This window comes from Enterococcus sp. DIV0970a (genome assembly GCF_051711265.1).
In the GTDB taxonomy this organism is placed as follows: Bacteria; Bacillota; Bacilli; order Lactobacillales; family Enterococcaceae; genus Enterococcus_D; species Enterococcus_D casseliflavus.
On record NZ_JBIOMF010000001.1, the window covers coordinates 1,216,535 to 1,243,063 of the forward strand.

Below are 26,529 nucleotides of genomic sequence, written 5' to 3' on the forward strand. Positions count from 1 at the left end.
GGATCAGTAAGAATGCTTTCTTGCTGATCTGCTGTGTCGATCATTAAAGAAAAAGAAAGTAGGCTAATCATGACAGAAAAACAATTTCCAAAAGGTTTTTTATGGGGCGGCGCCACTGCAGCCAACCAATTTGAAGGAGCATGGAACGAAGGCGGACGTGGTCCAGCGACATCCGATACAGCGGTCGCTGTCAAACCAGAAGACCGCAAAAACATGGCAGAATTTGCTGCACCAATGACACGGGAAAAAGTTTTGTTTGCCTTAAATGACAAAGAAGGCTTGTATCCAAAACGTTGGGGGTCAGACTTCTACCATCGCTACAAAGAAGATATCGCCTTGTATGCAGAGATGGGCTTCAAAACCTTCCGTCTGTCCATCGCTTGGTCAAGAATTTTTCCAAATGGTGACGATGCTCAGCCAAATGAAGAGGGCTTGCAATTTTATGACAATGTGTTTGATGAGTGTGCGAAATACGGGATCGAACCCTTAGTGACCCTCTCTCACTACGAAACACCTATCGGGATCGCGTTGAACTATGGCGGCTGGAAAAATCGCCAAGTGATCGATTTGTTCGTCAAATACGCAGAAACCGTGTTGACCCGCTACAAAGACAAAGTCAAATACTGGTTGACCTTCAATGAAATCAATATTATGGGGATCTCTGGCTATGTTGGCGGTGCCTTATTATCCGAAGACGGCACACAAAACCTTTCTGACATGTATCAAGCCGTGCATCATCAATTTGTGGCTTCTAGTTTAGCAACAAAATTTGCCCACGAAATCAATCCTGACATCAAAGTAGGGATGATGTTGGCACGAATGCAAGCTTACCCAGCTACACCAAATCCAGCAGATGTGATGGAAGAAATCAAGCGTGACCACGAGAATCTCTTCTTCTCTGATGTTCAAGTTCGTGGGAAGTATCCCGCATATACGAAGCGCTTCTTTAAAGAAAACGGCATCGAAGTGACCTTCGAAGACGGCGATTTAGACATTCTTGCGCAATACCCTGTCGACTTCATGTCCTTTTCTTACTACATGAGTTCTATTGCCCGCCACAATCCTGAAGAAGGCGGCGAAGCAACTGCTGGCAACTTTTCTTTAGGCGAATCAAACCCTTACTTGGAAGCTTCTGACTGGGGGTGGCAAATCGATCCAATCGGCTTGCGTGTGACTTTGAATAACTTGTACGACCGCTACCAAGTACCGTTGTTTATCGTTGAAAACGGCTTAGGTGCCTTGGATACAGTGGAAGAAGATGGTTCAATCCATGACAGCTATCGCATCGAATATTTGAAGGCGCATATCGAACAAATGTATGAAGCGATCGAAGATGGTGTGGAATTGATGGGCTATACGCCTTGGGGTTGTACCGACTTAGTATCGGCTTCCACGTCAGAAATGTCGAAACGCTACGGCTTTGTCTATGTAGACGCGGATGATGAAGGAAACGGCAGCTTTGACCGTTCCCGCAAAGATAGTTTCTACTGGTACAAAGAAGTCATTGCCACCAATGGCGGTAGTTTGTTACAGGATTAAAAACTAAAACAAAGCGGCTCTCTTTTGTGAGCGCCGCTTTTTTTGCTGGGTTTAGAGAACAAAGAAGAAAAAGGGAATCAGCAGCTGCCATGCCAGATAAATCAAAGAAACAGTCAACGCCCACTTCTTCATTTTTGGCTTAGGCACAACGGATTCAGGCATTAAATACACAAGGGAAAAAACCGTGAGAAAAAATAGCAGGGTCAGTGGTTGGACGACAAAGGTCAGCCAGCTCATAGGAAACGCTCCTTTCAAGAGGTTTGAAGATTCTTTGTTACGATGTGGTAATTTACAATTTTATTATATATTTAATTATTCAGGAAGGCAATGTGTTCTTGGGGATCGCAAGTGTCACAACGAAAGGAATCAGAGAGAAAGGCTTGGTATGCCGTGATCGGCGAAAAGTGATTTTTTCATCAAAGCAGACTGAATAAGAATGAGTGAGGATGAATAATAAAAAAATCCCCTCGAAAGGGGATCATGAGCCGCAATCCTTACGAAGGGGATGAAAGGAGCTGTTTCGTAGGTATAGCTCGTCTTTGTTGTAGTCAAATGAGTGTTCACTAAGAGGATGTTTTGGTGCGAGTGAGGCGCAGCTGCAGTCAACGTTTTCTACTACGCAAATAAAAAATATACCCAAGCAGACTAGCAGAAATCAGGAAACCCATAAAATAAACGGTTAGTTTCATATCTGGCATGACATAGGAGTATTCTAAGATTTTACAAACAAAGAGGATCAAAGAAACAGTGATCGTTAGAGAAACCCATGTGAAACGCGGCAGTCGTTTTGTCAGGAAGACCAAACCTAACGAAAAAAAGATGACTGGTACCCAAAAGATCAAGCGAGCAAGTTGGATCATTTTATCTCTCCTCATTCATTCTTATTTGAGTAAAAGGATAACGTAAATATTCAATTTTTTAAAATCATATCCATTGGTTGTGAAAAAAATAGTTAATAATCAGAAGGATATGTGAAGGCACGCTAATGTTTTTAGTACCGCGAATAAACAGCTTATTTTTTAGAAAACGAGTATGCTTTTTATTACTTTAGAAAGTTTCAGCACATATTACAGACACCAAACACTGGATGATCGACAGCCACCACAGTCATCCCGATGTTTTTCTACAGACCGCAAAGGAGATGGAGGCCTTTCGTCGGGCACTCCTCGAACTGCTAGAAAAGTAGCAAAATCAACCACTGCACACAAAAATTTCATTACGATTTCCCAGCAGAATGATGAGATACCTGGGGGCGTTTTCACTACTGAGTCATGCATCATTTTCGTTTTACTAAGCATCTGTTTTCTTACAGATGCTTTTTTTCTGGTGAGCGTTTCGTTTCTCATTCGCTCCGTCTTCCTTTACACTTTTAAGTAAGGTCATAACAAACGATGACAAATAAGATGTAGAAATAATCAAGGAGGAAACGAGCATGTCAGAAAAAATCAACAATCCGTTAACGAAGTATTATGATGGCAAATTTGAAAAACAGGTGCAAGAAGCACCGGCGATTCAAGGAAAGATGCAGCCAGTACCTGATTGCGGGGAAGAAAGCTACTCAGGTTCAGACAAATTAGCTGGACGCAAAGCATTAGTGACCGGTGGTGATTCTGGTATTGGTCGAGCAGCAGCGATCGCTTTTGCCAAAGAAGGCGCCGATGTTGCAATCAACTATCTTCCTTTTGAAGAAGAAGACGCGCAAGAAGTCAAAGCAGTCATTGAAAAAGCTGGACGCAAAGCCGTCTTGATCCCAGGAGATTTGAAAGATGAAACCTTCGCTCGTCAATTGGTTCATGAAGCAGCCAAAGAATTAGGCGGGTTAGATACGTTGGTTCTAAATGCTGGGATGCAACAAGCGGTGAAGGACATCAAAGAGTTGACTACGCAACAAATTCAAGACACCTTTACAACGAATATCATCTCGATGTATTGGACAGTCCAAGAAGCATTGGATTACTTACCAGCTGGTGGAAGCATCATCACGACCACTTCGATCCAAAGTGCGGAACCAAGCGCCCATCTTTTAGACTATGCAGCCACGAAAGGTGCCATTACTTCCTTTAGTAAAGGGCTAGCTGCGCAATTAAGTGAAAAAGGCATTCGGGTCAATACCGTTGCGCCTGGTCCAATCTGGACGCCACTTCAAATTTCTGGTGGCCAACCACAATCTGCGATCCCAGAATTTGGTCAAAAAGAATTGATGAAACGTGCTGGACAACCAGTCGAATTAGCACCAGTCTACGTTTTCCTAGCCTCTGATGAAGCAAGCTATGTAACTGGTCAAGTGTACAGTGTAACGGGTGGTAGCTTCTTCGCTTAACAACCCTGGATAAACTTGTAGGAAAAAAGCTCGAGCAAAGATGCTCGGGCTTTTTTTGTGGATGGAAATGGAATCGGCAGCTTACTTTCCTTGTTTGGCAAACATCTTGGTCATCATCAGTTGATTGATCTTTGCAAAAACGGCTGCCCACTCTTGTTCGGCTTGTAGGTTAGACAGTAAGACTAATTTTTCGGAAAAAATCACTTCTTCATAACTATCGGTGATCAATAGATCGGCTGCTTCCATCTGGTTAATAAAAGTCACTGAAGCTTTGGAATAAATCGAACGGATCCTTGTCTCGATCATTTGCTTCGTGCGGTATTGGATCGTCGTTTGAATATAGATCGACACGGTCGGGGGCGTATTCATCTGTGTTTCTAAAAACAAGAGATGCGCAAGATAAGGCAACTGTGTCTGTTCAAAATACTTTTTGTCCAAGTCAGCAAATGGATACCTTTCAACATGGGTCAGTAAAAGCTTGCAGATTGCTTCATAGGTTTTGTCATTCGAAGGAGTGTTTTCGGTCAACAGTTGGTGTTCTAGTTGCCACACTTCCAGAAGATCGATGCCGATAATGATTGATAGATTGAAGACCAGCAGACAGCTGCTTAATAATTTTTCAAATTCGGCGACTTCTTGACTTGGAGCAAAGGTATCGTGCCAATCTTTGATCATTGCGGTGAAAAAACGCACAAGATCGGTATCAGAATGTTTGATCTCTTGGATGATCGCTTGATTCTTCTCTTGGGGAATCACCCCTGGCAAAAAGACATGCAAAAAGAAATTTAAGTAAAGATATTCTGACTGAAGCGTCTTTTCTGAGGCATAATCGGCACTCAAAAAAAGCGATTCGAGGATTTCCTCTGGTAAAAAACAATAAAAATTCATCAATCCCATGTATTTTTCAGGAATCGCTGGCAAATATTTTTTCTGGATCGTTCGGCTGACCACTGCTTGCCAAAATGCAGCGAGTTTATTTTTCGTTAACGGATCAAAGTGAGAAACAGCAAAGAACGCTGTAAACTCTTCGACATTTTTATGGGAAACGCTCGGCAATAGCCACAAATCAGCAGGCGCACTTTGGGTCAAGAAACTGTAGGTGAAAATACGGATATCAAGCTCTTTTCCAGCAAGAACGATGCGATTATTCAGGTCTGTTCGAATTTGGATTTGAAACTTTTCCAATAGTTGATTGATTTTCTTGATCAACCGATACATATGCGATTGGCTGACATGCAAATCCAAACATAATTGCGTCAAGGTCATTTGCGGGCGCCCAATCAAGTAGTGAATCAAGGTATATTGTGTGGAGTTGAGCAAATAATGATACATCAATTTTGCATAGAAAGGTTCATCGTCCTCTGCTTGATCAACAAAATACTGATTGTAATGATTTTTTGATAGAAGCAGGTGAGGGGAGAGCAGCTGCAAATCTTCATTTAAAAAATAAATATATTTTTGCAGACTTTTTTGTGGGATGTTCAAAACTTCTGACAGTTGGACCAATGTCACGCCATTGGAATTACAGACAACTTTGAAAATCTCTAATTTCTTTTCTTCTGCGGGAGAAATGAATTCTCGATACATAAGGGATTCTCCTTTTTGGCGTTTTTTTTACGCTAAATCTGTGAACCGTATGATAACCATGATGGATTATACTTATGATAGATGAGAATAGAATGAAAAAACACCAATTAAATTATTATTTTTTAAGGCTGTTTTTTTCGATTAACCTCGGTTTCTCATTAAAAAAAGTGAAGGAAGAGATGAAAATGAACAAAAAGGCAGTAATGTTAGGTTTGGTCGGAATGGGTTTAGGAATGGCGCCGACTGCGGCAGCTGCAGCAGAAGCGAATCCAACGGCTTCAATGACGAGTCAAGCAACGCTAACGATCGAGCAAGGAATCTTGTCACTGGATCAGGTGACTAATTTTAACTTCGGTACAAGCAGTATCCAAGAGATCGCTACCGATGAACAAGTGATTCAAACAACGTCGAATGAAGTGACATCGATCACAGATTACCGTGGGCCGAATCAAGCTGGCTGGCAGTTGACGGCGCAATTATCGAAAATGACGAATGCTAGCGATAACGAGCTGGCAAATGCCAAAGTCACTTTAAATGGTACAACGGCTTCTGGCGATGCAGCGCTAGTATCGGGCACCGAATTGATGGTAGGGGCAACAGAACCTACATTGATCGCTTCTGCTAATGGCACAACTGGCTTAGCAACCAATGACTTTAACTTTTCCAATGCTTCATTAACCGTACCAAAGCAAAATGTGAACAGCGGCACTTATAGCGGCACGATCACTTGGACATTAGCGAACACGTATCAAGCAGAGTAGGAAAGAAAGGGCGACAATGAAAAAACAAATCAAGTGCTTCGTACTCATTAGTTTCTTTATCAGTTTGTGTTGCGTTACGAAAGTCACCGGTCATGCACAGACCACACGGTTCACTGTAACCCCTGAACTTCCCCAAAATCAAGTCAGTGACGTCACTTATTTCGACTTACTGGTAAATCATGAGACCGAACAGAATTTGACCGTTGCCCTTCATAGCACGAGTTCGGAAACCCTTACGATACAAGCATCCGCACTGAATAGTTACACAGCTGCTACTGGGATCATCGCTTATCAGGCAGCCGAAACAGCAGAGGATTTTGGCGGGGTGTCTTTCACGACCTTGATAAAGAAACCAAATCAAATGATTCAGCTTGCACCAGGGGAAACACGCCAAGTGGTATTTCCTCTTTCAATGAATGACAAGCGTTTTACAGGTGAAATCTTAGGTGCCTTTTCTTTTGAAGAAGAACAAAAGGAGGGGCAAGAGGCGGAGGAAACAAGTCTTACGTCAACCTATAAAATCGTCCAAGGTGTCCGCCTTCGTCAGCAGTTAGATCCGCTACCTGATCCTGAACTTTCCTTGATCGAAAGTGAGGCGATAGAAAAAGACGGCATCGCATCCCTAAAAAGCCGCATTGAAAATGATCAGCCAGTTGCTTTTGGGAAGATTGCTGTTAAGACTGTGATTCGTGAGCAAGACAGTGACAGGGTTGTGGGGGGATTTACTGCGGAAAGTTTTCAATTTGGCCCAAACTCTACACTGGATCTTTATAGCGCGTTTGATGAAGAAATTGTAGAGCCAGGAACCTATCACATTCAAATCGAGCTGAGTGCCCCACGTGGAACGTGGGTTTTTGAGGATAGCGTTACTGTTTCTCGCCCAGAAGCTGAATCGATCAATCGAAAAACGATCGTGGGATCAGGCTCTCTTCACAGCAACCGTTGGGTATATATTGTTGCAGTGGTCATTCTCCTGCTTATTTCCAGTCTATTGCTCCTGATGTATTTGCGACGAAAAAAATCAAAGGAAACAACAGAGCAGGAATGAGAAGACTTCATTTAAGCACTTGATCAAACAAAGCGGAGGATGACGATGAAAAAATTTCTTACGACACGTTTTTTACTTTTCTTCTTGTTAGGTATCGCCTTATGCTATACAGGAAACGCATCTGTTGAGGCGACCGTCGTTGAGCCAGATTTTGCGACGTTGCCGATCGATGAGACCTTGATCACTACGGTGGGGCAAGCTCGTTCTCCGCAAGGATCGGATGGCTATAACTATGTTCAGATAAATGATGGGGTGACATCAAATGTTAGTGGGGGCGTTTGGTTCAACAAAGCGGTTTCTTTTACCCGATCTTTTCGTTTAGAAATGGCTTTTTGCATTGAAAATGCAGCTGCTGATAGCGATGGCTTAGCTTTTGTTATGCAAAGCATTGGCTTAAATGCACTTGCTCAACAAGCCGGTCCAACGATTGGTGTTTGGTCGAATGTAGGGGGAACCGACCCACTGAATACCGGAGCGATTCCGCAAAGCTTTGCCATCGAATTCGATACTTACTACAATTCTGGTAGTCTGGGTCTCCATGGTGCCATAGATCGTGATGCCCCCAATAGTCATCATATCGCATGGAATTTTCCAGGTTCAAACGACGCCTATACGACGGAAGGCTGGCTGCCGTCGTATAAAGTCGTCAACCATCTTGATACTGTTGCGGTCACTGATATTTCCGATAGCCAGTGGCATACGTTTACCGTTGCTTTCGATCAGCCCAATCAAACCTTGCATTATTCTGTCCCAGATTTTGGGGTCGATGTCACGGTACCCGTGGATGATACGTTCAAAACGAACTTGAACTTGACCAACAATGCGCCAGTTTATTTTGGTTTTACTGGTGCTAATGGTGGAAATGTCCAAGAAAAAGCAGTGGCATTCATTGATGTCGAAGGCTTGGTCGATATGGAATTGCGTACAGGCGTATTTGAACGTGACCCCAACAAGCTTTTGCTAGATACTGAGACAGCTCTGAGTCAACCACCAGTCGTTGATGCGCAAAAAACAATTACTTATGCCACGTATCTTTCTTATAAGGACACCAGTGATTTAACGGAGTTGGAAGCAGGCATCAAGCTGCGTTCGTTTCTTCCAGAAGGCTTTTCTTTAGTCGATGAGACAGTGTATTTCGGTGGTCCTGATTTGATGGTAAATGGTATGCCAGAAGGCGGCACGCCGATTGATTTTAGCGTTGAAGCTGGTGAGTTGGTCGCGACCCTACCTGCATTAGCCAAAGGGAATGACTATCTTATCCACTATTCGATTACCTATACGGGGGCGCCGCTCAATGAGAACTTGAATCAAACAGTGCCTGTGCAAACGACCTTCCAAGGGAATGCCTTTGTATCGAGTCTCGTATCTGGCAGCCCTGAGACGCATTCCTACACAATGACCGGTGTGTTTCCGCCCACGCTGACAACGGGTGTGCCTACCTTAGAAGAAGCGAAAGAAACCCAGCAGATCGTGCGGGAAAACCGTTTGTGCTTTACCCCGATTACCATCGATGACCGCAATTCAACGCAAGCACGCTTGTATGTTACGGATTTTTTTACGGAAGCAGAGACGGTGACGGAGGCAGATTTCTTAGAAACAGCTCAGATAGAGCGTGCCACATTGGCAGATCCCTTTACATACACGTTGGAACGAGATACCGCGAATCTGGAGCCGGGAACCACTTATTATCTTGCTGCTTTTGTGATCGATGCAGAAGGAAATCAATCAGAAACCCATTATTATGGCATTGATTTTCGAGGCAGTGTACAATTTCTCAGTGCGCCGGAGTCGATCAACGGACCGACAATCAATGTAAATGAGCTCGCACGATCGATCCGAAGTGATGGCTTTGCCTATCTTCCTGTTTCGTTTGATCAAACCTCGGCACTGCTGTCTATCAGCAACAGCAGTGAAGGGACTTGGCAGCTTAGTGGGCAAATGACTGATTTCTTGCAAGACCAGCAGCAGTTGGCAGAAGAAGTCCAATTCGTGATCTATGATCCGCTCGACGATCACTTGGTGGCAACAGTTACGAAAGAAGAAACGATCCTTTTTCAGCAGCTTCCCGACGGCGAGGCTGATTTGACCCTTGCTTTAAATGAATACAACTGCTATTTACGATTTGTTCCTGATTTTGATTTGATTCAACCGGGGACGTATACTGGTACGGTCAATTGGCAGTTGGAGAGTATGATTGTAGACTAATAAAAAAAACGCCATTACGGCGTTTTTTTTTATTAAAGTTCTCAGTCGATCACTGCTAACTTTGTCGACTTTTCGCAATTTTTAAAACTAATGATAGGCCTGCTAAAGCAAAACTGCCGTATTTAACGAATTTTTCCAAGGAATCTAAAGTTTGCTGTTTTTTGTGTTTACAATCCGGACAGCTTTTTTCATTGCCAGTTAACTTCTTGCCGCATTTACAATGGTTCTTCATCTTTGCTCCACTCCTCGTCTCGTTTATTTTTGATGACTTTCTCTACTTTAATTATACATGTTGCTGAAGGTTCTGTCTGAGATTATGCTGTCTCCGTTTTTTGTGAAGGGCAATAAGGGCTGCTGGTTGTTTGTTTCAAATCGATCACGCTAAAGGATGCGATCCTTGGCGGCTGATTTTTCGTATAGAAGAGAGGCAATCTATCTAAAAAAGGAGGGAAATCTGACAAATTTCTCATTTTCAGATGTTGCTGATTCGCTTTGCTTATCAGTTCAGCAAAATTTTGCTATTGTGGAGTAAGATTGAGGAATCAAAAAACGACTTCTCCTTTTTTTCTTGATTCTATCCTTAATCTGAGAACGAAAATCACCGATAGTATGCTATATATAGGAACAGGGAGCCATCCTTGACGATGTCGAATATGGCATTTGAATGAAAGGATTGATGAAATAAGTGATTTCTTCAATAATCTATACGGACACAAAGGCTTATTTGGATAAGGTGGTCGATCAAGCACTGTTGGATTTGTTAAAATCTGATTATCCCAAAGTCTATGATCATGTACAACAATTGATTGCTAACTTTGAAGAAACGATCCAACAAATTGATCACTCAAATTTTTGGCAATTGATGCCAGAGATTTTAGGCTATGATTCACGCTTTGTCTTGTTGAACTCGTTGCAATTGTCAGAAGACAAATTTTTGACGGAAATCGAGGTTATTCAGATGATCGAACGCGATTATCCGAATTTGAATAAAGAGTTTTGTGGCTATTCCTTAAAAGAAAAAGAGCACGAAAGCCTGATCTTCAACATCCAATAAGCGGTTCTTCTTAGGATCACTTGATAGAAAAGAAAGCGACTAGCGCATCTAGTCGCTTTTTTTTTATGGAGAAGAAGGAGAATTAAACGTGTTATTTATCATTAAAATAAAAATTATTTTGAAATTATGAATAAAATGGATTATTATTGGTATATAATCCTTTTAGTGAAAGAAAAAACAATCGTAAAATGAAGAGGATAGATAGCTTATGTCAATAGCTGCGATTGTTTTGATTAGAAAATAAGAACCAGCCTGATTGGCATGGAAAGGAGCAGTTATGAATTACTTGAGTTTTTCAAAAAAAGAGTGGGAAGTCTTAGTTTGTTTTTGGGCTGTGGATGAGCCGCTATGCTGTACCGAATTTAGTGAACGCTTCGGCTTGAATCGCAACACGTCATTGTCAGTGATTCGTAAGTTAGTCAATAAAGGGATACTTGAGATCGCAAGTATCAAGATGAGTGGGTCAGTTTTGGCTCGTCGTTTCCAACCAGCCGTCACCGAATTGGAGATTTTGCAAAGTGGTTTGACGGAGGAACAAATTTTTGAACTGGTAAAAATTGCGATCAAAAAAATTGAAGACCCAGAACAATTAACTCAGTTGCGAAATGTTATTGGCGAATTGAAAACCAAAGCTTCGTAGGTCATCCCGTTTTCTTCGCTGTTTGTTAGTGAAGGTTTAAAAGATAAAAAAATGATCCACTGTGAAAACAGCGGATCATTTTTCTTGTTCTTGAAATTTTTGGACCATTTTGGTCGTCAATTCGTGGAGGACTGACAGTTCTTCCGGTTCAAGGGGCAAGAATTCCGTTACTTTGCAGGGGATCTCTAGCGCTTGTTCATGGAGTCCTTTGCCTGAATCAGTCAATGTGACCCGCAAGGAACGTTCATCGTCTTGATTTCGATTTCTTACTAGGTATCCTTTTGCTTCAAGCTTTTTTAAAACCGGTGTCAGTGTGCCAGAATCTAGACATAATTGCTTCCCCAATTCTTTGACACTGATCGCTTCATCTTCCCATAACACCAACATCACTAAATATTGGGTATAGGTCAAATTCAACGGGTCCAGTAAGTTTTTGTACTGTTTGATAATTTCTTTTGAAGCGGCGTATAGAGGAAAACACAATTGGTTTTCTAACGCTAAGACATTCATGTTTTCACCCCTTTTTCTAACATCCGCCTCTTATCATAGCTGTTTTTTCAACGAAAGTCTACTCGCTAACGGCTTTGACAGTCACTTCAATGTTGCCAGCTGTAGCTTTTGAGTAAGGACATACGGTATGAGCGATTTCAAGCAATTCTTGTGTTTCCTCTGTTGATAAACCTTCGATTTGACCTTCGATCTCAACGCCTAAAACAAAGCTTGATTCACTTTCTGCGTATAACGTCACTTGTGCACTGACAGTCGAAGCACCGTCGATTCCTTTGTTGCTTTTTACTAATTCAAGGGCACTATTGAAACAAGCACTAAACCCAGCCGCAAAAAGTTGTTCTGGATTGGTGGCATTTTCAACACGTTTGCCAGGTGCAGTAATATTTAGTTCAAATGAATGATCGGGACTATGAACTTCTCCTGAGCGGCCGCCAGTGTTGATCATTTTTGTCGAATACATTTTTTTCATTATTTCTTCACTCCTGATTTTTATATTTTGTACAATTAGATTGTATGCAATTTATTTGGCAAATGCAAGGGATTTGTTTTCAGCTCGTCTTTTTTTTCTAAAAAGGAGGGAATTATGAAATGTATACTGTCCTCTTGGGTGAAACGTGCTATTATAGTTAGTAACACTTGTCATAGAATGAACGAATCAATTGAAACGAAAAATAACCTGCACGAAGGCAAAGAGGGTGGAAAATCATCGTAGACTACATGGAACAACGAGCGGTTGGACGTTATTTTCGATCGCTGACGGATCATTATTCAGGCTATATCCGTCTTTATGGCACCTACACAGAATATCGAGTGATTGCAGGGATTCCTGCTGAAAATGTCATGTTAGAGATTATCGGGGTTGAAAACGGTGTCTTATTGACCCGTGTTAACAATACATTATTTGAAAATGGAAGAGGGTTTTTACAATGATCATTATCCAAATTATTTTAGTTATCTTCGTATTAGTGGTTCTGATTTGGCTGATCGCAAGCACTGCTGTGATCGTTCGTCAAGGGGAAGTCAAAGTTGTGGAAAGTTTTGGGAAATATGTTCGAACGTTGGAGCCAGGTCTTCATTTTCTTGTTCCGATTTTGTATACAGTTAGAGAAAGAGTGTCCTTGAAACAGATTCCTTTGGAGATCGAACCGCAAAGTGCAATTACGAAAGACAACGTAATCGTGCAGATCGATGAAGCAATCAAATACCACGTCACTGATGTTCGTGCTTTTGTTTACGAAAATGAAAACTCCGTTATCTCAATGATTCAAGATGCCCAATCAAACTTACGGGGGATCATCGGGAAAATGGATCTGAACGAGGTTCTAAATGGAACTGAAGAAATCAACGTGGCTCTATTTACTTCAATCAAAGACATCACTGCTGGCTATGGGTTAGCGATCGACCGGATCAATATCGGGGAAATCAAAGTTTCCCAAGAAATCATTGAATCAATGAATAAATTGATCACAGCTTCAAGAGACAAAGAATCCATGATCACAAGAGCCCAAGGGGAGAAATCTTCTTCAGTCTTAAGTGCCGAAGCCAAAGCTTCGCAAATGACGATCGACGCGCAAGCTCGGGCAGAACAAACCCAAATCGATGCAGAGGCGCGGGCAAAACGTGTACGGATCGATGCTGAGGCAGAAGCGGAACGAATCGCGAAAATCACTGAAGCTGAACGCAAACGGATTTTAGCTATCAATGAAGCAATCAAAGAAAGCCAGCTAGACGAGCGCTCCTTATCTTATCTAGGGATCGAAGCCTTTAAAGACGTGGTCAACAGCAATACCAACACGGTCATTCTGCCATCCAATATGACGGAACTAGGAAATATTCCAGTCGTCAAACAACTTTGGGAAAACGCACCATCTAAATCAGTAGAATAACTTTGAAGCGCAACAAATGAAAAAAGCTCAAATGCTCCGAGAATAAACCGGCGCATTTGAGCTTTTTTATTTCGTTTTGTCTGCCGCTTGATTATCGACGATCAACAGAGCAATCATGACATAACCGATCCAACTGTCCCGAGAATATAAGATGTAGCGAGGGGACCAAGAAGCGGCATATTTCTGTTTGTACTCCCGCAATCCTTCAAAAGAATAGAAGCGAGACCCGAAAGTGTAAACGAGATAGGCGATCCGCTCTTGTAAGAAACTACTGCGGAAAGTACCAACATTGGCTAATGGTGCCATACCTAAATCGAATTGTTGGTAGCCTTGTTCTTTAAAATAGTCAAACAGCTGAATAAACAAGAAATCCATCGTTCCGTTCGGGGCTTTTTCAGGATCGTGACGCATCAGATCAATGGAAGCTAAGCCTGTCTGATAGGTTGGCATAAAGGAAGCAAACGCGACGATCTCTTGTTGCTGATTACGGACGACTGCAATTGGTGCGGTACTCAGATAGGATTCTGAAAAGAATCCAAGGGAGAACCCTTTTTCTTTCCGTCCATCTAGCCAGTTGTCAGAAATTTCCTTAAGGGTGGCAAAGGTTTCGGCTGAAAAGGGTGGAGTGAGCACATCAAAGGTAAAGCCTTCTTTGGTGATCTTGTTGTTCAATGCCCGCTGTCCCTTCATTTTCTTTCCTGAGAGGGTGAAGCTAGGCAGATCCACATAGGCTTTCTCACCGAATTTGATAAAGTCATACCCGAATTCATGCAGTAGCATCACCATTTCTTCACTACTTTCATAAAAGACTGGCAAGTAATTCCACTGATCCATCTCTGTTAAAAAGGTTTCCAGTGCCTGGGGAAAGTCTGCTTGCTTCCCAGAAGGATCCCCCATGACTAAGCATTTATTATTAAAGGTCGTAAATTGAAAAAAGACCGTCGGCTCGCCGATTTCTGGATAAACGTACACTTGCTTGTCTTTTAAATAGACAAGATGGCTATCGCTATTGCCGCCATAAGTGTTCAAAATATGCTTCACTTTATCGGTGGCGGCACTGACACCGAGTTGGTGCTTTGGTCCCATCAAGTAGCGTGCAAACAGCAGCATCGCAACGGCGACGAATAAAATCGCAACGAAGCCTTGGAGCCATAATTTTTCAGAAGGGAAAAGCAAAAAATCCATCGAATGGTGATGCGTCGGATGCCGATTGATATGGGGCATATTGTAGACCCCGATAATGACATAGAGGATCGTCAATGAACCAATCAGCAAACCATCGATCGTTAGCCATTCCCAAGCGAAAACCAGTTGCTTTCGGAATAACTCGCTTTTTGAAAAAATCATGATCGCCAGTAATAATAGAAGAAACAGCATGGTCGAAAAGCGGAAACCCGCAAAAATAGCATAGGCGATTGTTGCTGCAATCAACAAAAGCGTCGGCATATACGCGCGACTGACACGGGCAGAGATGCCGCGACCGGCGATCAAAAAGAGATAGCCGAGAAAGATACTCGGGTACTGCATCACAAAATTCAAGCGAATCGGATTGAGGTGGGCTAACCATTTGATTTGATCAAAGGCTTCTGGGATCGTGGCGGAAAGCACCAACATCGTTCCAGTCAGATAAAGCAGCAACACTTCGATCTTGTGGAACACTTCCAACAACAAGCTTTTTGGAATACCAGAAAAGCGCTGGTTGAGGGAGACACCGACATTTTTTGAGAAAAAAAGCAAACCGATCAAAAAGGGAATGATGTAATAAAACAGACGGAACAGCAAGAGCCAGGCAATGACACTTTCACGGGGAATCTGTAGTGAACCCATTCCCATAATCATCATGACATCAAAGGTTCCCAGTTCGCCAGGAATCATCGAGACGATCCCAATCACGGAAGCAGCGATGAAAAGCGGCAAAAGTTGAAACACATCGACCGAGAGACCCATCAACAGACCCGTCGTAAAGAAGGCGGCAAAAACACCTAGCCATTCCAATAAGGAAGCGGCGATCAGCTGCAGACGATCACGTCGTTGCAGCCCACCTAAGTAGGCATTTTTTTTGGAAAAACTAAGCGCATAGACGATTGGAAAATAAAGACTGCCGCCTAAAAGCCAGATCCAATACTGTTGGAGATAATCGGTCGTGGGACCGAAGAGGACGAATGCCAGCGCTGCAAGCGATAAAATCGAAAGACCAGACATCAAGTAGATAAAAATCTTCGATATTGCTTGGGCAACGTCTTTGCCTTTTTTTCCTTTGCCATAGAATTCCGACCTTAACCCGATACTGATGAATCCGCCAAAGCCGATCAAATTGTTCATGGTATTGATGATCCAGCTGGTTTCTAGTAAATAGCGGCGTTCAGGTTTGTCCCCTAGTAAGCGATTCAAGACGATATCATATAAGACCATGGGAAAAACACACAGTAAGCCAATGACAGCCATTAAAGCCACTCGCCAAAGGGATAGCTGCGCAAACAATTGTTTTAGTTGATCAATCGAAATCGTCTTGCTTAACGAAAGCAGCTCGCCGAACACGATCACGGCGACTGCAATTAAGAAGAGGGTTTTAAACAGTGAGCGGTGGTCACGGAGCCAAGTAAAGATTCTCATAGTTATTCACCGACCTTTTCTAAAAAAGATAATACTTTCGTGTTAAAAACTTCAGGATTCTTTCGTGCAAAACTATGTCCTTGTCCTTTGACAACGATAAAATTGGACTGAGGGATACTGTTTGCAATATAAAAAGAATGGGAAAGCTTGATCGAATCACGTTTGCCGACCAAAATCAATGTCGGCACACTGAGGTGATTCAAATCGGCTGTAGATAAACCGATTGGACGAAACAACAATCCCAAAATAGGCAGAAAGCCCCGCATGCCTTTGGAGAATGGGGAACAAAGCCAAACGATCAGATATTGCAAGACACTGCCGATTCGAGAAAAGAGCCTCACACCTCGCGGTTCCGTGTTGCCAGAGTTTAAAATCATGCAGCTGACATGCTCTGGGTAGAGATGGCAAAAGACCATCGCCAGATTGGCACCATCGCTAAATCCTAGTAAGGCGATTTTCGTTAGCTTTTCTTGCTGAATAATTGCTAAAAGATCTGTTGCCATTTTAAAAAAATCGATTTTCTTCTGCGTATTAGTGGATTTGCCATGCCCTCGACTATCGATTAAATACAGTTGATGTTTTTGACGCAAGGCGTCGACCTGCTTTGAGAAATAGGCACTGCTGCCGCCATTTCCGTGCAATAAAAAAAGAGGGCGTCCTGAACCGGTTTTCTCGTAATAGAGGACAGACCCGTCCGGTAAGGGCGCGTAACATTTTTCAACTTCCATTTTTTCACCTACTTTCTAAGAGTATACCTTGAAGTCAGGGACGATCACAAATATATCACTAGATAAAATGAGAAAAAATAACAATCTGCTCATCTTTTTTTTACCAGAAGTTCAGGAAAAGGCTTTTTTCTTTACAATGTAAAGAAAAATAATTGGTAAACATAATTAATTTATTTTCAGAAAATTCTTTACAAATGGACGATCGTTGTCTATAATCGAACTAACTAATTGAGAATGATTTTCATTTACGAAAGAGAGGCTAGCCAATGACCACTATAGCAGATGTTCTGATTATCGGCGGAGGACCCACTGGACTCTATGCGAGTTTTTATGCTGGATTACGTGATCTATCGGTCGTATTGTTTGAAGCACAAGCCGAATTAGGCGGGAAGATCAATTTCTATCCTGAAAAAATGGTCTGGGATGTGGGTGCATTGCCGCCCACCAAGGGAAAGAAAGTCAAAGAACACTTGATTGAACAGGCCAAGTTGTTTGATCCAACGATCTATCTGAAAACGAAAATCATTTCATTGACCAAGGAAGACGACCTTTTTTATGCAGTGGATGACCAAGGGAGGACCCATGTTGGACGCACCGTTTTAGTCTGTATCGGCGGCGGTGTCGTTTCTCCGCAAAAATTGCCATGTTTCATCCATAATAATGTCGACAACTATATCCACTATCAGTTTCCTGACCAGCAAGCGATCCAAGGCAAGCATCTAGTGATCTCTGGCGGCGGTGATGCGGCAGTGGATTATGCGATCGAAGCAGTGTCTTATGGTGCCAAAGTCACCCTGTGTTACCGAGGAGAAAAATTGAAAGCCCATGAAGCACAAGTAAAGAAGATGAAAGCAGAAGGGATTCAAGTGCTGATGAATCACACCATCGATGGGGTGAATCAAGCAGAAACATTCAATATGGTTCTACGGCTAAAAAACAGTGCCAACCATGAAACGATCGATTTTTTATGTGATCATCTACTGATCCAACACGGGTATGACCGTGACAGTGGCTTGTTAGATAAAGTCTCCTTTGATCTTGCACGCCATGAAGACTTTTACCTCAATTGCGAGATTCCTACAAAAACTAGCCATCCTGGTGTTTTTGCGGCGGGCGACATTCATTATTTCAAAGGCAAAGTGAATCTTTTGGCGGGAGCCTTTCAAGATGCTGCGCAAGCAGTCAACCAAATCAAACACTATTTAGAGCCGACCAGTGTCCCACAGGCGATGGTTTCATCCCACAATGAGAAATTCAGTGAAAGAAATCGCCAGTTGTTGGTGAATGAGTAGCCATGCTTCTTTGTGAAAGAAAAAGTAGAAAAAGCAGGAGTCCCTTATGGGTCCTGCTTTTTTGGTGTCCTCAGAACAGAAATTCGTTTCACTAGAAGTGAATGTTTGCCGCTCCTAAAAAATAAAATCTCTCAAATAAATGATGCAAACTGTGAAAATTTCAGCTATTATTTTCAAGTTGACTATTTGGAGGGGATGACATGAATCAAACAAGATACGCAGAATTAAAACAAGCAGAAAGAGGCGCCATCTTAAGTATCGTTGCTTACATTTTGGTTTCGATCGCCAAACTTGTCATCGGTCGTTTGGCAAACTCTGAAGGACTATGGGCAGATGGGTTGAACAATGCGACGGATATCGTAGCGTCGATCGCTGTCTTGATTGGTTTGCGTTTGGCTCAAAAGCCAGCAGATGAAGACCATAAATATGGTCATTGGAAAGCAGAAAACGTGGCGAGTCTCGTAACGTCCTTGATTATGCTGGCAGTCGGTCTGCAGGTCTTATGGTCTTCCATTCAAACGATTCTACTCGGAGAAACGCAAAGTCCCGATATGATCGCGGCAGTCGTCGGTATCATTTCAGCTATTTTGATGTATGGCATGTATTATTATAATAAGCGATTATCCGCTCGCGTAAAAAGCTCCGCTCTGCTAGCAGCTGCGAAAGACAACCGCAGCGATGCGTGGACGAGTATTGGAACTGCGATCGCTATTTTTGCCGCATCATTTGGTATCGGTTGGTTGGACAGTTTGACTGCGATCGTGGTAGCTCTTTTGATTATCAAAACCGCCGTCGATATTTTTCGTGAGAGTGCCTTTTCACTTTCTGATGGGTTTGATGAATCGTTAGTCGTGGAGTATGAAGCGGCAATCGCTGGTTTTTCTGAAGTGAAATCTGTCAAATCGATTCGAGGAAGAATGTATGGCGCCAATGTTTTTCTCGATGTCGTCGTGACGATGGACAAATCTTTGACGGTTGAAAAGAGTCATAACGTAGCAGATGCTATTGAAGATCTCTTAGCTGATCGTTTTCAGGTGTTTGATACTGACATCCACATCGAGCCTGCTACCGAATAAATTTTCTGGAAAAACCTTGATAGGACAAGGATGTAAACCACCCGTTTCCTGTTTGTAAACTGAAAAGTTCTTACGGAACCTGCTCATTCATGGCAAACTAGAGGTAACAAAGGAAGAAAGTAGGGAGCCCTATGAATAATAAGCAGGTAGTAGAAAATGAGTTAGTTATTTCTTTAGATAAAATGGATGAAACAGAAATGATGGCACTTTGCCAACAATATATTGCGGCTATTGATGATAGCCAAGTCCTCTTCGCTTTACTGAAAAAAGTTCAAGCCTCTAAAGCAGCAGTAAGCAAATAAAAAACAAACCGGCATCTTATGCATTGATGTTCCTCTCAGCGAAAGCGAAAGGCGCATTGATCAACAGGAAAAGATGCCGGTTGTTTTTTGATTTGTTTGAGTCTTTTTAAAAACTTTTAAAGGACGTTTAATAGTGCGATTAACCCATAGACGAACAAAGAGGCTATTCCTAGAGGAACAATGCGTCGGAATATAATCTCTTTCAAGCGCTTGCCTGCTTGTCGTTCTTTTTCATAGTTAGGATCATGGGCATGCGCTTTAAATTGCTGAGGAGAACGAGAGAAGATCAAGCCATTGGTCATCGATAAAACCCAGCCAATCAACGCCATGAAGAACGAAACAAAAATGATTGCCAGTAAAAGTAGTTGCAAGAGCTGCATGGTGTTGCTACCTCCTTTTCGTCACCATTTTTTCACTTCTAGTTTACCATCTTTTGAGACATTTTGGGGTCTTTGTTCCACGTGCCCTTTCTTTTTTTTCCTTATCCCTTATAATAGAGATATTTATAAACGATTTTTTGTTTCGTGCAGCAGAAAGAAGGGGTTCTTATGGCAATCACAAAAAAAATCATTCAATCACCTGAAGATTTCCAAACGTTGGATCGTTTGATCAAAGAAATCTGGCCAGAAGTGTTTACACCTATCATTGGGTCCGATCAAGTCGCGTATATGCTGGCTCATTACCAATCACCAGCAGCGATTCAAAACGAAGTCCAGCAAGGAGCAGTCTATCTTTTGTTATTAGAAGGAGACCGAGCAGTAGGATATACAGCGTATGAAGAAACGCAGCAGCAGATTTATTTAAGTAAATTGTATCTCCATCAATCCACTAGAGGCAAAGGCTATGCCAGCCAAGTCTTTGATTGGTATGAGGAGATCGCCTCAGGAAAAACACTGCATTTAAACGTCAACAAACAAAACCAGCAAGCGATCGCTGTTTATGAGCATCGCGGCTTTACGCGTGTTTCTGAACGCACCGTTACGATTGGTTCGGGATTTGTGATGGATGATTTTATTTATGAGAAGAAAGTATAATTAAGTAGAAAATTCATTTGAAAAACTAAAAAACATTAAATGAATCAAGAATACTATTTTTGATTTTAATATCGTGCCTATTGGAAAACATTGCCAATAGGTTTTTTTGTATCAAGCTATTCAAAAATCCCTTATCAACACATAAATTTTTAAGTTTTGATATTGTGTAAAATTACGATGAATAAATGTTATTTTGAGTTGTTAAAAATAGTTTCGTCTATTCGTAAAAAACATATTTACTCCCAGGAAGCACTGTGCTATTATCCTTGTATAAACATTATAATGTTATAAACTAAGGAGGCAATTATGAAAGGGTTTGTAGAATTTATTGAACAGAAGTTGATGCCGATTGCAAATAAAGTGGGGATGCAACGGCACATGGTAGCGATTCGTAAGGGGATCATCGCTACGTTACCATTAACGATCGTTGGGTCTTTCTTCACGATCTTACTGAATTTTCCCATCGAATCAGTCGCTGCGGTGATCGAACCGTATCGGGAAGTTTTGGATATTCCCTTTCGTTATACAGTCGGATTATTGGCATTGTATGCAACATATGGGATTGCTTCATCGCTAGCCAAAAGCTACAAGCTGGATTCATTGACTGCGGGTATCTTAGCAACGATGTCCTTTCTTGTAACCGCTGCACCACCGTTGCGAGTCTTTGATTCTGTGGAAGGCATCATTGATGCGGGACGTTATATCAATGTGGCAAATTTAGGGTCAGGCTCTTTGTTTGGCGCGATCGTCACGGCCATCTTGTCCGTTGAAATCTATCGTTTCTTTATTGTAAAAAACATTACCATCAAAATGCCAGATGGTGTGCCACCAGAAGTGACGAATTCATTTATGGCGTTGATTCCTGGAGGAGCGATCCTGATTTTGTTCTGGGTGATCCGTCATATGTTAGGCTTTGATATCAATGGCTTTTTAAGTAACTTGTTGATGCCGTTAAAAGACGTGCTAGCAGGTAACAGCTTGTTTGGTGGTTTATTGACTGTCTTCTTGATCTGTTTCTTTTGGGTACTGGGGATTCATGGACCAGCCATCATGGGTCCTGTCATTCGTCCATTTTGGGATATTTCCATTGCTGAAAATATGGAAGCCTTCCAAGCATCTGGCAATGCGCATGAATTGCCTAATATTTTTACAGAACAATTTTTACAATGGTTCGTGTGGATCGGTGGAGCCGGTACGACCTTAGCGTTGGTCGTTTTGTTCTTCTTCTCCAAATCAAAATACTTGAAACAATTGGGCCGTTTATCCATCTTGCCAGGCTTATTCAATATCAATGAACCAGTGATTTTCGGTGCACCGATCGTAATGAACCCAATCTTAGGCATTCCGTTCTTGGTGGCACCGTTGATTACGACAACGATTTCTTACTTCGCGACCATTACGGGCGTCGTACCGATGATGGCTGCCAGACTTGGGTTTGCCATTCCAGCACCAATCGCCGCCTGGATGAGTACGGACTGGAGTATCGCAGCAGCGATTTTAGTGATCGTCAACTTCTTTATCACACTAGCAATCTACTACCCATTCTTTAAAGTCTTTGAGAAACAGCAGATTGCCCGCGAACAAGAAGAAGAAACAGCTGCTTAAGCAAGAAAAAAAGAGTGAGGTGCAAACATGGGGATTTATGCCATTTGTTTATTTTTTGGTTGTCAAATTTGGTTAACAAAATCAGCACAAGGGAAAAAAATTCAAGAAGTGCCGTTTTGGCGGATGCTTTTGTTCGGGATTCTTGGCGTTGCTGCAGCGATCCTACTGAGCCGTCAGTTTCCGTGGGGACCATTTTTGACGATGACGGCGACGATTGTTTGCAGTTCGCTTTTACTGACACGTTTTACTGCTTTTTATGAAGAAATGAGGATGAGATAAGTTGAAAAGACAACTAGGAGTATCGGTGTATCCCGATCACAGTGATTTTGAAACAGACAAAGCCTATCTGCAATTAGCCCATGATTATGGCTTTAGCCGCATTTTTATGAGTATGCTGGAAGTGAGTGACGGCAAAGAAAACGTGCAGAAAAAATTTAAAGCGTTGATTGATTTTGCCAAAGGATTAGGCTATGAAACGATTTTAGACGTGGCACCAGCCATCTTTTCGGAACTAGGCATCTCCTATGATGACTTGACCTTTTTTCATGAACTAGGTGCCGATGGGATTCGTTTAGATTTAGGCTTTGACGGCAATAAAGAAGCGATGTTGACCTACAATCCCTTTGGTTTAGCTGTTGAATTGAATATGAGCAATGATGTGGCGTATTTAGACAATATTTTGACCTATCAAGCCAACATTCCTTACTTATACGGCTGCCACAATTTTTATCCGCAAGAAGGGACTGCCTTGCCCTATGATTTCTTTGAAAAATGCAGTCGTTGTTTCAAGGAAAAAGGCATTCGAACCGCCGCATTTATCTCTTCTCAAACGGGAACGATCGGACCTTGGGATATCAATGATGGCTTACCGACCTTAGAAATGCACCGTAAAATGCCTGTAGAAACTGCCGCAAAGCATTTGTTTGCCACAGGCCTGATCGACGATGTCATTATCGGCAATGCTTATGCTTCGGAAGCAGAATTGGCGGTACTAGGAGCGATTGATCGCTACCAGACCGCATTTGCTATTGAATTTGTGCCTGAAATCAATGAAGTTGAACGCCAAATCGCCCTGGATGAGCAGCATTACCGTCGAGGCGACATCACCGATCGGATGATCCGTTCCACAGAAGTTCGTAAAAAGTATAAGAACCATGACAATCCTGTCCATGACCACGAAGGCGTCTTTCAACGAGGGGACGTTGTGATTGGCAATGATCGTTTTGGCAAGTACAAAAACGAGCTGCAAGTCGTGCTAGAGCCTCACTCAGATCCACGAAAAAATAAAATCGGTTCGATCGTCGAACAAGAGTTCGTTCTGCTGCCCTTTATCCATCCTTGGTCGAAATTCACTTTCACAGAGAGGAAGGTGTAACGAGATGTTTGATTTGATTATTCGTCAAGCCCGCACGATCAATGAAGAAGTATTTGATATTGGGATTCAAGACGGGAAAATCACTGCTTTGGCACCAACGTTGCAGGAGCAGGCGAAACAAGAGCTGACCTTAGCAGAAGGGGAGTTCTTGTCAGCCGGTTGGATCGATGACCATGTCCATTGTTTCGAGGAAATGACGCTCTATTATGATTATCCAGACGAGATCGGTGTCAAACAAGGCGTCACGACCGTTATCGATGCGGGGACGACTGGCGCCGAAAATATCCATCGGTTTTATGATTTAGCCAAAGAAGCCAAAACCAATGTCTTTGCTTTAGTCAACATTTCCAAATGGGGGATCGTAGAGCAGGATGAACTTGCGGATCTGTCAAAAGTCAAAAAAGAATTGGTCAAAGAAGCGCTGCAGAAGTTTCCTGACTTTATCGTCGGAATCAAAGCCCGAATGAGCAAAACGGTGATCGGCGAAAATGGCATCACGCCGTTGAAATTAGCCAAAGCGATCCAAGATGAAAATCAACCGCTGCCTTTGATGGTCCATATTGGTTCAGCACCACCGAATTTAGCAGAGATTCTTGCTGAATTGGAAACAGGCGATGTGGTGACCCATTGCTTTAACGGCAAAGCCAATGGGATTTTGGATCAGACGAACCATACCATCAAGCCTTTCGTCTTTGCTGCCTATGAAAAAGGCTTGGTCTTCGATATTGGTCATGGGACAGACAGTTTCAATTTTGACGTGTCGGAGACAGCCTTTGCCAATCAGCTGAAGGCTTCTTCCATTAGTACAGATATCTACATTCGCAATCGTACCAATGGACCAGTCTTTGATTTAGCGACGACTATGGAAAAATTAGCGGTCGTAGGGTATGATTGGCGTGAGATCATCGAGAAGGTGACCAGTGCCCCTGCGAAGCAATTTCATTTACAAAACAAAGGCGAGATCGCATTGGGATATGATGCTGATTTTACGATTTTCCGCTTTGAAGCGGGCGAAAAGGAATTGACGGATTCTAACGGCAATCGTCGAATCACGACACAACAGATCGTGCCGCAAAAAGCGGTGATAGGAGGGGAACTTTTTGACACTGAATATTGAAGAACTAGGCTTGAAAGAAGTCATCAATGCTTCTGGCAAAATGACGATTCTAGGTGTCTCGAAAGTCAGCGAAAGCGTGCTTGCAGCCCAGCGCTATGGCGGGGAGCATTTCTTTGAAATGGCAGATCTAGCAGAAAAAACCGGTGCCTATTTAGCAAAATTGTTGAAAACGGAAGATGCGCAAATCGTTTCTTCCGCTTCGGCGGGAATCGCCCAATCAGTGGCGGCACTCATCGGTCAAGGCGACAGCTATCATTTGTACCACCCATACAGTGAGAAAATCAGTAAGCGGGAGATCATTTTGCCCAAAGGCCACAACGTAGATTATGGCACACCAGTGGAAGTGATGGTAGCACAAGGCGGTGGGAAGGTCGTGGAAGCAGGCTATGCCAATATGTGTACACCCGAGCACATTGAACAGATGATCACGCCCGAAACAGCGGCGATCCTCTACATAAAGAGTCATCACACCGTTCAAAAAAGTATGCTGACGGTAGCAGAAACGGCCCAAGTTGCCAAGGCACACGATCTTCCATTGATCGTTGATGCGGCTGCTGAGGAAGATTTGTTTGCCTATACCCAAGCTGGTGCTGATTTAGTGATCTATTCAGGTGCGAAAGCACTGTCAGGACCGAGTGCTGGCTTAGTGATCGGCAAGCAGCCCTATGTCTCTTGGGTGCGCCTGCAATCCAAAGGGATAGGTCGAGCAATGAAAATCGGTAAAGACAATATTCTCGGATTTACCCAAGCCGTGACGGATTATCTAGCGGAGGGAACAGAATCTGGCGCTTCGATGCAAGAGCGTCTGCAACCATTTATTGCGGCAATCAATGAAATCACTGGTTTCGAAGCAAAAATCGTTCAAGACAGCGCGGGCAGAGACATTTATCGGGCGAGTGTCAAAGTGAAAGAACCAAGTGCCAAAGCAGTGATCGACGCGCTAAAAGCAGGAGAACCAGCGATTTATACCCGTGAGTACCAAGCCAATAACGGCATTATTGAATTTGATATCCGAGCAGTCAATGAACAAGAAATGGCAGTGATCACTGATCGCTTACAAGAAATTATGTTAGGAGCAACCCAAAAATGAAAACTTCACCCAATTATTTCGCTGACCGTGTCTGTCTAAATGTGTTAGCAAACTCCATCGACAATGCGAAAGCTTGTTACGAAGCAGCAGAGGGCAACATCGTCCTAGGTGTTTTATCAAAAAACTATGATAGTGACGAGGCGGCTATCGCTGACATGAAGAACTACCAAGCGGCAACAAATAATGCCCTTTCTGTAGGGCTTGGTGCTGGCGACCCCAATCAAAGTGAAATGGTCTCCCGAATTTCCGCTGTTCTTCAACCACAGCATGTTAACCAAGTGTTCACGGGAGCGGGGACCTCACGAGCTTTGCTAGGACAATCTGAAACGATCGTCAATGCCCTGATTTCACCAACGGGAAAAGTCGGCTATGTCAATATTGCGACTGGTCCATTGAGTTCACAAACTCCAGCTGCAGAAGTCCCAGTCGAAACAGCGATCGCTTTATTAAAAGACATGGGCGCTAGTTCTATCAAGTATTTTCCAATGAAAGGGTTGGCTCATAAAGCAGAATATCAAGCGGTAGCCGAGGCTTGTGCTGCGAATGATTTTTATTTGGAACCGACCGGCGGTATCGATTTAGAAAACTTCGAAGAAATCTTGCAGATCGCTGTTGATGCAGGCGTGAAAAAAATCATTCCGCATATTTACAGCTCTATCATCGATGGAGAAACAGGGGACACACGCCCTAGAGATGTACAGACATTAGCAGAAATGACGAAAAAGGTGTTGGCAGCAGCCAAATAGG

The 26,529-nt window shown here is 42.7% G+C and carries 27 protein-coding genes; 19 read left to right on the forward strand and 8 right to left on the reverse strand.

Annotated features, from left to right (window positions below; translation table 11 throughout):
- The first annotated feature begins 69 nt into the window (after positions 1-69).
- Entirely contained in the window at positions 70-1,539 is a 1,470-nt protein-coding gene (locus IGK14_RS05650) for a glycoside hydrolase family 1 protein (RefSeq protein ID WP_438711824.1), read from the forward strand.
- Between the two features lie 51 nt (positions 1,540-1,590).
- Here IGK14_RS05650 and IGK14_RS05655 read toward each other — a convergent pair whose 3' ends face one another.
- Both IGK14_RS05655 and IGK14_RS05660 read right to left on the reverse strand, forming a co-directional pair.
- On the reverse strand, positions 1,591-1,776 hold the full coding sequence (locus IGK14_RS05655) for a hypothetical protein (protein ID WP_010747923.1): 186 nt from the start codon (positions 1,774-1,776) through the stop codon (positions 1,591-1,593).
- A 365-nt stretch (positions 1,777-2,141) separates the two neighbouring features.
- Positions 2,142-2,399 (reverse strand): hypothetical protein, encoded by a 258-nt coding sequence (locus IGK14_RS05660; protein WP_010747924.1) that lies wholly within the window; start codon positions 2,397-2,399, stop codon positions 2,142-2,144.
- Positions 2,400-2,971: 572 nt separating this feature from the next.
- Between IGK14_RS05660 and IGK14_RS05665 the strand changes: the two genes are divergently transcribed.
- The gene (locus tag IGK14_RS05665; protein ID WP_005225682.1) at positions 2,972-3,859 is read left to right on the forward strand and encodes an SDR family oxidoreductase; all 888 of its coding nucleotides are present in this window, start codon (positions 2,972-2,974) and stop codon (positions 3,857-3,859) included.
- Between the two features lie 81 nt (positions 3,860-3,940).
- Here the strand turns inward: IGK14_RS05665 and IGK14_RS05670 are convergent, their stop codons facing one another.
- Positions 3,941-5,446: a helix-turn-helix domain-containing protein gene (locus IGK14_RS05670; RefSeq protein WP_118214973.1), complete on the reverse strand. Its 1,506-nt coding sequence runs from the start codon at positions 5,444-5,446 to the stop codon at positions 3,941-3,943.
- 92 nt (positions 5,447-5,538) lie between these two features.
- Between IGK14_RS05670 and IGK14_RS05675 the strand changes: the two genes are divergently transcribed.
- The 5 genes from IGK14_RS05675 (at position 5,539) to IGK14_RS05695 (ending at position 11,154) form a co-directional block, all read left to right on the forward strand.
- Entirely contained in the window at positions 5,539-6,207 is a 669-nt protein-coding gene (locus tag IGK14_RS05675) for a WxL domain-containing protein (RefSeq protein ID WP_118214972.1), read from the forward strand.
- 16 nt (positions 6,208-6,223) lie between these two features.
- Positions 6,224-7,255, forward strand: a complete 1,032-nt coding sequence (locus IGK14_RS05680) for a DUF916 and DUF3324 domain-containing protein (protein ID WP_438711827.1) — start codon at positions 6,224-6,226, stop codon at positions 7,253-7,255.
- Positions 7,256-7,300: 45 nt separating this feature from the next.
- Positions 7,301-9,460, forward strand: a complete 2,160-nt coding sequence (locus IGK14_RS05685; protein WP_438711828.1) for an L-type lectin-domain containing protein — start codon at positions 7,301-7,303, stop codon at positions 9,458-9,460.
- 685 nt (positions 9,461-10,145) lie between these two features.
- Positions 10,146-10,514, forward strand: coding sequence for a DUF7006 family protein (locus tag IGK14_RS05690; RefSeq protein ID WP_015509452.1), 369 nt, complete (start codon positions 10,146-10,148; stop codon positions 10,512-10,514).
- Between the two features lie 277 nt (positions 10,515-10,791).
- The gene (locus tag IGK14_RS05695; RefSeq protein ID WP_081116745.1) at positions 10,792-11,154 is read left to right on the forward strand and encodes a hypothetical protein; all 363 of its coding nucleotides are present in this window, start codon (positions 10,792-10,794) and stop codon (positions 11,152-11,154) included.
- Positions 11,155-11,229: 75 nt separating this feature from the next.
- Here IGK14_RS05695 and IGK14_RS05700 read toward each other — a convergent pair whose 3' ends face one another.
- Positions 11,230-11,664: a MarR family winged helix-turn-helix transcriptional regulator gene (locus tag IGK14_RS05700; RefSeq protein WP_081116744.1), complete on the reverse strand. Its 435-nt coding sequence runs from the start codon at positions 11,662-11,664 to the stop codon at positions 11,230-11,232.
- Between the two features lie 58 nt (positions 11,665-11,722).
- Positions 11,723-12,133 carry an organic hydroperoxide resistance protein gene (locus IGK14_RS05705; RefSeq protein ID WP_026008061.1) on the reverse strand — a complete coding sequence of 137 codons (411 nt, stop codon included), beginning with the start codon at positions 12,131-12,133 and terminating at the stop codon, positions 11,723-11,725.
- Between the two features lie 248 nt (positions 12,134-12,381).
- On the opposite strand from IGK14_RS05705, the gene IGK14_RS05710 reads away from it, so the two are divergent.
- Positions 12,382-12,594, forward strand: a complete 213-nt coding sequence (locus IGK14_RS05710; RefSeq protein WP_005225691.1) for a hypothetical protein — start codon at positions 12,382-12,384, stop codon at positions 12,592-12,594.
- Positions 12,591-13,550, forward strand: coding sequence for an SPFH domain-containing protein (locus tag IGK14_RS05715; RefSeq protein WP_081116743.1), 960 nt, complete (start codon positions 12,591-12,593; stop codon positions 13,548-13,550). The genes IGK14_RS05710 and IGK14_RS05715 overlap by 4 nt, the downstream gene beginning before the upstream one ends.
- A 66-nt stretch (positions 13,551-13,616) precedes the next feature.
- Here the strand turns inward: IGK14_RS05715 and mprF are convergent, their stop codons facing one another.
- Positions 13,617-16,163 carry a bifunctional lysylphosphatidylglycerol flippase/synthetase MprF gene (mprF, locus tag IGK14_RS05720; RefSeq protein ID WP_081116742.1) on the reverse strand — a complete coding sequence of 849 codons (2,547 nt, stop codon included), beginning with the start codon at positions 16,161-16,163 and terminating at the stop codon, positions 13,617-13,619.
- Between the two features lie 2 nt (positions 16,164-16,165).
- Entirely contained in the window at positions 16,166-16,891 is a 726-nt protein-coding gene (locus tag IGK14_RS05725) for an alpha/beta fold hydrolase (RefSeq protein WP_005225694.1), read from the reverse strand.
- A 266-nt stretch (positions 16,892-17,157) separates the two neighbouring features.
- Between IGK14_RS05725 and IGK14_RS05730 the strand changes: the two genes are divergently transcribed.
- From IGK14_RS05730 to IGK14_RS05740, 3 genes are all read left to right on the forward strand, one after another.
- Entirely contained in the window at positions 17,158-18,183 is a 1,026-nt protein-coding gene (locus IGK14_RS05730; protein ID WP_005225695.1) for an NAD(P)/FAD-dependent oxidoreductase, read from the forward strand.
- Positions 18,184-18,383: 200 nt separating this feature from the next.
- Positions 18,384-19,259, forward strand: coding sequence for a cation diffusion facilitator family transporter (locus tag IGK14_RS05735; protein WP_142965726.1), 876 nt, complete (start codon positions 18,384-18,386; stop codon positions 19,257-19,259).
- A 131-nt stretch (positions 19,260-19,390) separates the two neighbouring features.
- The gene (locus IGK14_RS05740) at positions 19,391-19,561 is read left to right on the forward strand and encodes a hypothetical protein (protein WP_005225698.1); all 171 of its coding nucleotides are present in this window, start codon (positions 19,391-19,393) and stop codon (positions 19,559-19,561) included.
- Between the two features lie 116 nt (positions 19,562-19,677).
- On the opposite strand, the gene IGK14_RS05745 is transcribed toward IGK14_RS05740, so the two are convergent.
- A complete protein-coding gene (locus tag IGK14_RS05745) occupies positions 19,678-19,941 on the reverse strand; it encodes a hypothetical protein (protein ID WP_123833853.1) in 264 nt (87 codons plus the stop codon).
- Positions 19,942-20,109: 168 nt separating this feature from the next.
- Between IGK14_RS05745 and IGK14_RS05750 the strand changes: the two genes are divergently transcribed.
- From IGK14_RS05750 to dagF, 7 genes are all read left to right on the forward strand, one after another.
- On the forward strand, positions 20,110-20,595 hold the full coding sequence (locus tag IGK14_RS05750; protein ID WP_034858072.1) for a GNAT family N-acetyltransferase: 486 nt from the start codon (positions 20,110-20,112) through the stop codon (positions 20,593-20,595).
- Positions 20,596-20,901: 306 nt separating this feature from the next.
- Positions 20,902-22,200: a PTS sugar transporter subunit IIC gene (locus IGK14_RS05755; protein ID WP_005225702.1), complete on the forward strand. Its 1,299-nt coding sequence runs from the start codon at positions 20,902-20,904 to the stop codon at positions 22,198-22,200.
- Between the two features lie 27 nt (positions 22,201-22,227).
- Entirely contained in the window at positions 22,228-22,479 is a 252-nt protein-coding gene (locus tag IGK14_RS05760) for a hypothetical protein (RefSeq protein ID WP_005235223.1), read from the forward strand.
- 1 nt (position 22,480) lies between these two features.
- Positions 22,481-23,575 (forward strand): DUF871 domain-containing protein, encoded by a 1,095-nt coding sequence (locus IGK14_RS05765; protein WP_438711833.1) that lies wholly within the window; start codon positions 22,481-22,483, stop codon positions 23,573-23,575.
- A gap of 4 nt (positions 23,576-23,579) precedes the next feature.
- A complete protein-coding gene (locus tag IGK14_RS05770) occupies positions 23,580-24,692 on the forward strand; it encodes an amidohydrolase/deacetylase family metallohydrolase (RefSeq protein WP_438711835.1) in 1,113 nt (370 codons plus the stop codon).
- Positions 24,676-25,782 carry a DgaE family pyridoxal phosphate-dependent ammonia lyase gene (locus IGK14_RS05775; protein WP_016610351.1) on the forward strand — a complete coding sequence of 369 codons (1,107 nt, stop codon included), beginning with the start codon at positions 24,676-24,678 and terminating at the stop codon, positions 25,780-25,782. Before IGK14_RS05770 ends, IGK14_RS05775 begins: the two co-directional genes overlap by 17 nt.
- Positions 25,779-26,528 (forward strand): 2-dehydro-3-deoxy-phosphogluconate aldolase, encoded by a 750-nt coding sequence (gene dagF, locus IGK14_RS05780; RefSeq protein WP_231473419.1) that lies wholly within the window; start codon positions 25,779-25,781, stop codon positions 26,526-26,528. The genes IGK14_RS05775 and dagF overlap by 4 nt, the downstream gene beginning before the upstream one ends.
- Position 26,529: the final 1 nt, after the last annotated feature.